Genomic DNA, 7,318 nt, shown 5'->3' with positions numbered 1-7,318 from the left:
CTTTAAAATGATATTTTCTTTAATTAAGTCCAAAGTTTTTCTAAATTCGACTTTATTTCTACTTAATTCTATCTTATTGCTATCGGTTTTGGCAAGAGATAAAATTTGTTCAATATGCTGGTTTAATTTATTACTTTGCTTTATAATAATTTGAATGTATTTCGATAATTTAGGGTTATCCTTAATTTCTTTCTGATTATTTGCATAATTAGATGCAATTAGTATAGAAGCTAAAGGAGTCTTAAATTCATGAGTCATATTGTTAATAAAATCATTTTGTAAAACTGTATATCTTTTTTGTTTAAGCATTAATAATACCGAATAAACATATACAATTAAAACCAAAAAGAGCACAATAGTATATAACCAATACTGCTTTAAACTTGTAAAGTAGTTTTGCTTTAATGTAGGAAAACGAACTGCAAAATAATAAGTTAAATCGTCATTTTTAGTAAAACACTCAATACATTTTTTACTAGGTTGACTCTTTGACGTGATATAATTTCCATAAACCATATTATTACTTCCACAATCATAAATGGCATATTCAAAGTCCAAATCCAACTTAACTTTAGCAAATTCTTTTTTTAAATAAAATTCTAATATGTTATTTTCAAACACATCATTTACATTCACAACATAATAATTACTGGAAACTTTTTTTATTTGGTTATTTATGATTAATTCAGAATTATTATCTACATAAATTCGTTCAACAACGTCAATTAAAGCATAATTAATTTTATCTTCTATTTCCTTTTTTTCAAAAGTATAGGCTTGATTAAGCAAAAATAATTGCATGATGATTACGCCTAATATGGCTAAAAAACCAATAAGGATAACGATATTAAACCTTGTAAATTTAATTTTATTTAAGAAAAAAGACTTCACTTTATTTTTTTGTAATTGTACGAATTAAGTTTCTTAATTTACAACTGTTAACATGTCGTTAACAATCATTACATCTTAGTTAACAACAAAGTTACTATTCCTTTTTAAATTTGCGTTATCAAATAATTACATAATACATTTTATATGAAAACGCTTAAACTTTCAATTGTTGCATTATTCATTTCTTCATTGTCTTTTGCACAAGCAGTGGAAGCTAAAAAAGTAGTAACTAAAGCACCTAGTACTGTAGCAACACCTGCACAAACTAAAGCTTCTGCTATGAAATGGCATAATGAAACTCATGAATTTGGTGAAATTGAAAAAGGTAAACCTGTTTCTTATGAGTTTACATTTACAAATACTACTAATGAAACTGTATTGATAACAAATGTAAAACCATCTTGTGGCTGTACTGCTGCTAACTACACTAAAACACCTATCAAACCAGGTGAAAAAGGTAGTATTACTGCAACTTATAATGCTGCATCTCCAGGAAGTTTTACAAAAACTGTAACTGTAACCACTAGCGAAGAAGGTGCTGCTCCAAAAGTTTTAATCATTAAAGGTAATGTTAAAACAGAAGAGAAAAAAGAGGAAAAATCAGTTATGTTTAAATAATAAAACAACAATTTTTTTATATCTTACTTACAAAAAACCATCTTAACTATAAGATGGTTTTTTTATATTTATAAAATGCAAACAATTTTTATAAAAACCCCATTAGGAATAACCAAAATAAGTGGTAACGAGGATGGAATACATATTATTTCAATTACTGAAGGAGAAGAAACAATTTCTAAAAAAATCCCTAAAGAATTGAAAGAAGTTGTGAACCAGTTAGAAGAATATTTTACTGGTAAAAGACAAAATTTTACATTTAAAATAAATCCACAAGGTACAGATTTTCAAAGAAAAGTATGGAATGCACTTTTAGAAATCCCTTATGGAAAGACCCTCAGTTATTTACAATTATCTAAGAAGTTAGGGGACGTAAAGGCCATTAGAGCAGTGGCTTCTGCCAATGGCAAAAACCCACTTTGGATTGTAATTCCATGCCATAGAGTCATTGGTACAGATGGTTCTTTAACAGGTTATGCGGGAGGATTATGGAGAAAAAAATGGCTCTTAGAACATGAAAACCCAATTAAACAAGAAAGTCTTTTTTAAATTTTTAAAAGCAAGCTTTTTTTTGTTTATTTTTATGCTTATAAAACTGATAAGCATCTATGAAATTCTTAAAAAAATTCTTCAAATGGTTTGCAATTATACTTGTATCCATTATTATTCTAATGTACATCTTCGATGTAGATTACTTATTAAGAGCAGTTAGAACTATTTATTTTAGAGGATATACTACGGCTTTTTTAGAAGATTACACCCATTTTCCTAATAGAGAAATAAAAAAAGGAACAGCCCAACCTTGGGATATATCAAAAGATTACAACCAAATTAAGGCTACCGAAACATTAGAAAAAACACATAAAGAACTAAAAACTGCCGCATTCTTAATCATTAAAAATGACAGTATTGTTCATGAAAGTTATTTCGATGGATATAACAAAGACTCTAAATCCAACTCTTTCTCTATGGCAAAAAGTGTCGTTACTATGGCTTTAGGAAAAGCAATCATGGAAGGAAAAATAAAAAGTTTAGATCAAAAAGTTGCTGATTTTTTCCCAGAATTAAGAGGAAACTTTGCCAAAGAAGTTACTGTAGGAGATTTATCATCAATGGCCTCAGGTTTAAGTTGGGATGAAAAATATTACAGTCCATTTTCTATTGTAACCCGTGCTTATTTTGATGATGATTTAAAAAAGATCATTTTAGGGTTAGAAATAAATGAAAAACCAGGACAATCTTTCAAATACCTTAGTGGTGCAACCCAATTATTAGCCATGTGTATTGAAAAAGCTACTGGAGAATACCTTTCAGATTATGTTTCCAAACACTTTTGGCAACCTTTAGGAGCAGAAAACAATGCTTTGTGGCAATTGGATCATGAACCAGATGGAATTGAAAAAGCGTATTGCTGTATTGCAAGTAATGCTCGAGATTTTGCTCGTTTAGGAAAATTATATTTGAATAATGGAAATTGGAAAGGAAAACAAATATTAGATTCAACTTTTGTACAAAAATGTATAACACCTCGCTTTCCTGAAAGTCCACAATATGGATATGGTTTTTGGATGCACACCATTAACAATAAAAAATTGTTCTATCTAAGAGGCCATTTAGGACAATTTGTAATTGTAATTCCAGAAGACAATCTTATTATTGTTCGTTTAGGACACATTAAAGGCTTACAAACTGAAACTGATCCTCACAGCAATGATTTATATACGTATGTAGAAGAAAGTTATAAAATGTTAGACCAAAGAGAATAAATATAAAATGAACAGTCATTTTTCTGGATTACATAATAGGGACCGAATAATTGCAAATAAAAAGAAAGCAAGAAAAGAAAAATTAGAAACCAGAAAAAATACATTAGTAGATACAAATGAAAATGTGATGGATAATAATATACCCTATCCTTCATTAACAGAAGAACAATTTCAAGTATTTAAAACAAAAATAAAACAAAGAAACAAACAACAAGCCTTTGCATTTGGCTTAATTTTTTTAATAATTATACTCTTATTATTCGCCATAGCTATAAAATATAAGGTCATTTAATTTTATAGCATAAAACTATTTTAAAATGATTGAAAAAATTAACCTCAACAATATCCTATTTTTAGATATTGAAACCGTACCTGAGTATGACAGCTATTTAGGAATGGATGAAGAAACCAAAAAATTATGGGAAAACAAAACCCAATACCAAAGAAGAGATGAAGTAACTGCAGAGGATTTTTATGAACGTGCAGGAATTTGGGCTGAATTTGGAAAAATCATTACTATTTCTGTAGGCTATTTTACTAACAAAGCAGACATTAGAAATTTTAGAGTTACTAGCTTTTGGGGAGAAGAGAAAAAAATTTTACAAGATTTCTCTAATTTATTAAATAATCATTTCAATCAGCCCCAACATCTTTTATGTGGGCATAACGCCAAAGAATTTGATATTCCTTTTATTGCCAGACGAATGATTATTAATTCCGTTCCATTACCAGACAAACTAAATTTATTTGGTAAAAAACCATGGGAAGTTCCTCATTTAGACACTTTAGAATTATGGAAATTTGGAGACTATAAACATTTTACTTCATTAAAGCTTTTAACCAAAGTATTACAAGTGCCTTCTCCAAAAGATGATATTGATGGTAGTGAAGTAGCCCGAGTTTTTTACATTGAAAATGATATTGATAGAATTATTACTTATTGTGAAAAAGATGTCATTGCAGTGGCCCAAATCTTTTTACGATTTAGAAGAGAAGACATTTTAGTTGAAGACGAAATAATTCATGTATAATAAAAAAGGCTAATCCTATATAGGATTAGCCTTTTGATTATAGTTAATTTCTTAAAGCATCTATCTTTTTATAATTATTTTTTTAGTCGTTCTATCTGTGCCATTTTCAATAGAAAGCAAATAAATTCCTTCTACAAGGTTTTCTATATTTATATTGCTTTCTGAAGTAGCTGATTTTTTACTTATCACTAATCTACCTTGTAAATCATATAACTTATAATGAGTTTCATTTACAAAATTTTGGTCTAAATTAACATAAAGTGTATTATTAGCAGGATTAGGAAAAACACTCACTTTTGAAGATAGATCATTACTTTGAATACTTAAAGAAGGTTCTAAATCGCAAAAATAGAGTGTTACTGCATTTATTGAACCACCATCCCCATTAAAAGGATCTACTACTCTTAAATACCATGTCCCAAAAGAATTTAATCCATTAAAATTACTTAACAACTCTTCAGGTTTTACAACTCCGGAAATAGCTGGTGCAGAAGCATTACATACAAAATTCACTCCACTATCGTCTAACGTACAAATGATATTATCATTATCTCCACAAGGTTGATCAAATAATGTAATAATTGGTGAACCTATGTTTGCAGGTCCTTCAAGATAATAGGTCATATCTTGAATATAAGTATGCGTTATATCTAAAGCCACATTGATATCTCCAATAACAAAACCAATAGGCACTTCAATAGGTACACTTGCAGTACTATTAGGAGTTGAATTAATGATTGCATCAGAAAAATCGGTTGCAGTATAAGAATAGCCACAGGTTATAACTCCAGTGGTAAAAGAATATATATTGGCGTCTAATTGCGAACCGCTTCCACATCTATTTGAAGGAATAACTCTCCAATAATAAGTTGTTGCTTCCGATAAATTTGTTAAATTATATTCAGAATTAGTTAATCCCATTTCATTAAGTATAATTGTATTAAAATTATTATCTATAGCTACTTGTAAATGAAAATGTTCCACATTAGTATCATCATTCCAATCTAGATTGACTGTTGTTGGTATTGCAGCTTGCATATTAGAAGGATAATTCAAACTTGTAGGATCAATAAAAGTGGAATAAATTTTTAATTGTTTTGTTCTGGTTTCTGTTTCGATTCCATTGTTTCCTACAATACCTACTGAATAATCGCCAGGTTGTGCATTGATGAGATTATTAATTGTCATGGTAACAGTCCCATTAGCACTTAAACTACTTGGATTAAAAGATGCATTCGCTCCAGATGGTAAACCTATTGCAGAAAAAGTAGTTGTACCTATTCCAGACTGTTTATAATCGAAAACATAATCTGCACTTTGATTGTTACAAACTATTAAATCATCTGATTTAGAAATTAGAGCAATATCAGATCTTATTCCAGTTACTATGAGTGAAAAATCTTGATTATTATTAACTAAATTTCCTTTGTGAGTTACTGTAACTGTATACTCTCCAGCTGCAGGAGTATCAATTTTAATTTGCTCCACATTATCTACATCATTATCCCCAACTCTTATTGCTAAAGCAGTAGGATCCGCTTGTAATTTCCAAGGAAAGAATGTTGTCCCATCTTTAGTTACTTTAATATCTAAATTATTAACCAATACAGGTGTAGCATCATTTTCAATAGTATTTGTTTTTGCTTCACCGGGCACATCTGTCCAAGTAATTGAAGCAATTAAAGGATTATTACTTCCTCCATCAGAAACAAAAGTCATACTAAAAGTTTCTCCTTGAGATAAATTTTCTTCAGAAACCCAAGAATTTAAACCATTTGCAGAAATAGTTTGGGCTGCTTTTTTTGCATTCAACAATCCCCAACCAAATTTTGGATCTGGCCCAGCAACACCTGCATCATCTGCTGTATGACATGCTAAACCTTTAAGGGTAGCGGCTTTCATAAAATTATTCGTTTCATTATGATAATGTTGTTGCAACAATAAAATTGTACCTGCAACATTTGGGCTTGCCATTGAAGTTCCAGAAGAAGATCCTGTTGACGTATCAGAACTACTTGTTGTTGATGTTAATGAAGTTCCATTTCCTGTAATATCGGGTTTAATTCTTCTATCATCTGTAGGTCCTTGACTGCTTGAAGAATTAATATTTACGCTAATTAAAGTACCATCTGTTGTTACATTGGCATCTTGTGCGTTAGCTACAATCAAAGAATTTTTAGCCGTTTTATCTCCAGTTAATTTATCATATCCTATAGCAATTGGATTGGAATTATCATTATTATTCCCTTCATTACCTGCTGACATGACAGGTAGAAAATAAGGTGCTAAATAGGTAATCTCGTCCCAATTTCGAGCAGCACTAGTATAAGCTCCAATATACCAAGCGGGTTGAATAGTACCGTTTGAACTTGTTATTGGAATACCGTAAGAATGATTTGAAACCAACATTCCTAATAAAACCTCACTAGTAGCTTCGCTTTCGTCATTAGTCCAATTGAATGTTCTTGCAGTTGCTTGATAAGCCATTCCTTTAGCTGTTGCTGAAGCATCTGAAGCCAAAATCGTTCCTGTAACATGCGTTCCATGGGAAGTATATGTTGTCCCTGATGGATCATCTACCGTTGTTACTCTTCCCTCAAATAAGGTATGCGTTCTTCTCACAGTTCCTCCATCCCAAACTCGAGCAACCATTCCTTGTCCGTTTAGGTTTAACCCCAATGTACCTCCTGAATTCAAATGATTTGCTCTTGTTGACTTAGCAGCATTAACATTGGTAGTCGATAAATAAATAGGTGAACCGTCTAAATTAAGTTTAATCAATTCTTGAAATGAACCATCTTCACCATAGATAAAAATAGGCCATCCCATCTCATTAGCTTTTTGAATTGCTATTTCTTTTTCTCTTTTTTCAATATTTTCAAAATAATTAATCTTTTCCTTTATTTTAGGAATGTCATAATTTTTAATAATTTTTATCACATCTTCTTTTGTTTGTGAAAAAGAAACTGAAGTGATAAAAACTAGCGAAAGTAATTTTAGTTTCATTAAGCG

General features: G+C 30.2%; 7 protein-coding genes. 5 read left to right on the top strand and 2 right to left on the bottom strand.

The window, feature by feature from the left end:
- Positions 1-891, bottom strand: an 891-nt coding sequence (locus HALO113_RS15115; RefSeq protein ID WP_236554744.1) for a sensor histidine kinase KdpD, incomplete at its 3' end; no start/stop codon positions are given.
- A 144-nt stretch (positions 892-1,035) separates the two neighbouring features.
- Between HALO113_RS15115 and HALO113_RS15110 the strand changes: the two genes are divergently transcribed.
- The 5 genes from HALO113_RS15110 (at position 1,036) to HALO113_RS15090 (ending at position 4,306) form a co-directional block, all read left to right on the top strand.
- A complete protein-coding gene (locus HALO113_RS15110) occupies positions 1,036-1,509 on the top strand; it encodes a DUF1573 domain-containing protein (RefSeq protein WP_159779923.1) in 474 nt (157 codons plus the stop codon).
- A gap of 75 nt (positions 1,510-1,584) precedes the next feature.
- Positions 1,585-2,058 (top strand): methylated-DNA--[protein]-cysteine S-methyltransferase, encoded by a 474-nt coding sequence (locus HALO113_RS15105; protein ID WP_159779922.1) that lies wholly within the window; start codon positions 1,585-1,587, stop codon positions 2,056-2,058.
- A gap of 59 nt (positions 2,059-2,117) precedes the next feature.
- Positions 2,118-3,275, top strand: a complete 1,158-nt coding sequence (locus tag HALO113_RS15100) for a serine hydrolase (RefSeq protein ID WP_159779921.1) — start codon at positions 2,118-2,120, stop codon at positions 3,273-3,275.
- A 7-nt stretch (positions 3,276-3,282) separates the two neighbouring features.
- Positions 3,283-3,567, top strand: a complete 285-nt coding sequence (locus HALO113_RS15095; protein ID WP_159779920.1) for a hypothetical protein — start codon at positions 3,283-3,285, stop codon at positions 3,565-3,567.
- 25 nt (positions 3,568-3,592) lie between these two features.
- On the top strand, positions 3,593-4,306 hold the full coding sequence (locus HALO113_RS15090) for a 3'-5' exonuclease (protein WP_159779919.1): 714 nt from the start codon (positions 3,593-3,595) through the stop codon (positions 4,304-4,306).
- A gap of 60 nt (positions 4,307-4,366) precedes the next feature.
- On the opposite strand, the gene HALO113_RS15085 is transcribed toward HALO113_RS15090, so the two are convergent.
- Positions 4,367-7,312 (bottom strand): S8 family serine peptidase, encoded by a 2,946-nt coding sequence (locus tag HALO113_RS15085; protein ID WP_159779918.1) that lies wholly within the window; start codon positions 7,310-7,312, stop codon positions 4,367-4,369.
- Positions 7,313-7,318: the final 6 nt, after the last annotated feature.

Source organism: Flavobacterium sp. 9AF, assembly GCF_902506265.1.
In the GTDB taxonomy this organism is placed as follows: domain Bacteria; phylum Bacteroidota; class Bacteroidia; order Flavobacteriales; family Flavobacteriaceae; genus Flavobacterium.
This window is presented reverse-complemented; position numbering and strand designations above follow the sequence as displayed.

What these genes read in the sequence shown, in the direction of transcription:
- HALO113_RS15095 (WP_159779920.1), top strand. Translation starts at nt 3,283, where the DNA reads ATGAACAGTCATTTTTCTGGATTACATAATAGGGACCGAATAATTGCA.
- HALO113_RS15110 (WP_159779923.1), top strand. Translation starts at nt 1,036, where the DNA reads ATGAAAACGCTTAAACTTTCAATTGTTGCATTATTCATTTCTTCATTG.
- HALO113_RS15100 (WP_159779921.1), top strand. Translation starts at nt 2,118, where the DNA reads ATGAAATTCTTAAAAAAATTCTTCAAATGGTTTGCAATTATACTTGTA.
- HALO113_RS15085 (WP_159779918.1), bottom strand. Translation starts at nt 7,312, where the DNA reads ATGAAACTAAAATTACTTTCGCTAGTTTTTATCACTTCAGTTTCTTTT.
- HALO113_RS15105 (WP_159779922.1), top strand. Translation starts at nt 1,585, where the DNA reads ATGCAAACAATTTTTATAAAAACCCCATTAGGAATAACCAAAATAAGT.
- HALO113_RS15090 (WP_159779919.1), top strand. Translation starts at nt 3,593, where the DNA reads ATGATTGAAAAAATTAACCTCAACAATATCCTATTTTTAGATATTGAA.